The following is a 1,571-nucleotide window of genomic DNA, read 5'->3' as shown; positions in this document are numbered from 1 at the left end:
TTGAGCGCGCTGGACTGCCCCGGGGGATGTAATCCGGGGGAAGGGCAGGCAGCGCGCGTTCAAGGAAGCTTTTTTTACCACGTCCATCTGATTGCATTCTGAGTCGCTGAGCCATGAGAAACCCATACGCAGCGATAGTCAGTGTGGCGTGATGGTGAAAGCCACGCCAGCCTCGCCCTTCATAATGACCGAGCCCGAACTCCTGCTTCAGGTCCTGATAGTCGCGCTCGATGCGCCAGCGCATTTTGGTCACGAATACAAGCTGCTCGAGGGTCGCCTCCTCGGGTGCAGTAGTGAGAAAATATTTGAGCGGCTCCGTATCGCCATCAGGCCATTCAATAAGCAGCCATTCTTCTTCGCGAACGGTACTTCGCCAAGTGTCGTGATGTGCGGGACGAACCCGTACGGCGGCAAAGCGTGAGGAAAGGGCTGCGTTGCTGCCTTCCCGCCAGGTTACGGTTTGCCAGGCGTTCATGGGTAATTGCATGGCCAGTTCCTTCACCACGAGCGGTTTATGGCCAGGCGTACGGCGCAACAATTTCGGTGGCTTGCCGCGCCCACTCCAGGGTTTGGGCGGCAGCGGCGCCGTACCGGGCGCCCACACAGAGGTGCCCGGCCGGATCCCTACTGCATACAACAAACCCAGTTCAGTTACGCTTTCCCGGAAAGCGGTTTCGTCACCGTACCCGGCATCGGCAAGCACAATGCCTGGTGCAATGCCGGATGCTATAGCCTCGCGAAGTTGGGCCAGCGCAATCTGTGGCTTGGTCTCGAAGGTCAGATCGTCAGGAATGCCCGCGCGACGCGCTCGCTCCCGGTCGTCAATCCATTCCTTGGGGACATACAGTTGCCAGGCAATCGGCAGGCTGCCGCGTTGCGTCGCGATCGACAGGCTCACGGCGATCTGGCAGTTATCCTGTTTCCCCAGTTGCCCACAGTATTGCCGCGCTACGCCGACCGAATGCTTGCCTTTCTTCGGGAAGCCCGTGTCGTCAATAATCCAGTAATAGCCAGACTCTTCGGCAGCGTGCAGGCCCAATGCGGGCATCACCCATTCGCGTACCCGCTGCAGGACCGCCCGGTCTGACCATTCTGCCTTGGCCACAAAATGGTGGAGTGACTGGTGTTTCGCACTCGCGTGAAGTGGGTCAATATGCGCGGCCATCGGCTCGACGCTCTTGCGTGACAACGGCATGACCAGGCCCGAACAGTAACCCTTGAGGCCGGCATGGCGATCGGCATGCCCCAACGCCTGCGCCAGATGATTCAGATACGCGTCAAATTCGTCGACGTCTTCTTTCATCACGGTCGCCCAAAGTTTGTATTATTCAATACTACCAGGTATCACTTTGCGGCAAACATCTTTTTGTGACATAGTGAGATTAGCAGGCTGCTGAAATACACCCCGACAGAAGCAGCCTTTCTGCGCTCATGCGGCGCTCGTCGCAAGGTTTATCGCATTGTGCAATTTCAACGCGAAGTTCACGCTTGGTCGGCGGGTTAAGGCCAATTTCTGGCCTCATTGCCGCGTTTTTCGCCGCTACGGATGGAGTTGTGCCAGTGAGCGCATG

Annotated in this window: 2 protein-coding genes; both read right to left on the bottom strand. The window is 57.9% G+C overall.

The features are described 5' to 3' along the window. Positions 1–1,303, bottom strand: a 1,303-nt coding sequence (locus tag BO1_RS48800; protein WP_028223771.1) for an IS701 family transposase, incomplete at its 3' end; no start/stop codon positions are given. Positions 1,304–1,382: 79 nt separating this feature from the next. Further along, on the bottom strand, positions 1,383–1,571 hold a 189-nt coding region (locus tag BO1_RS60875; RefSeq protein ID WP_218002884.1), incomplete at its 5' end, for a hypothetical protein.

This window comes from Paraburkholderia oxyphila NBRC 105797 (genome assembly GCF_000685075.1).
Classification (GTDB): Bacteria; Pseudomonadota; Gammaproteobacteria; order Burkholderiales; family Burkholderiaceae; genus Paraburkholderia; species Paraburkholderia oxyphila.
Note: the sequence above shows the minus strand (reverse complement) of the source record. Positions and strands in the feature narration are given on the sequence as shown.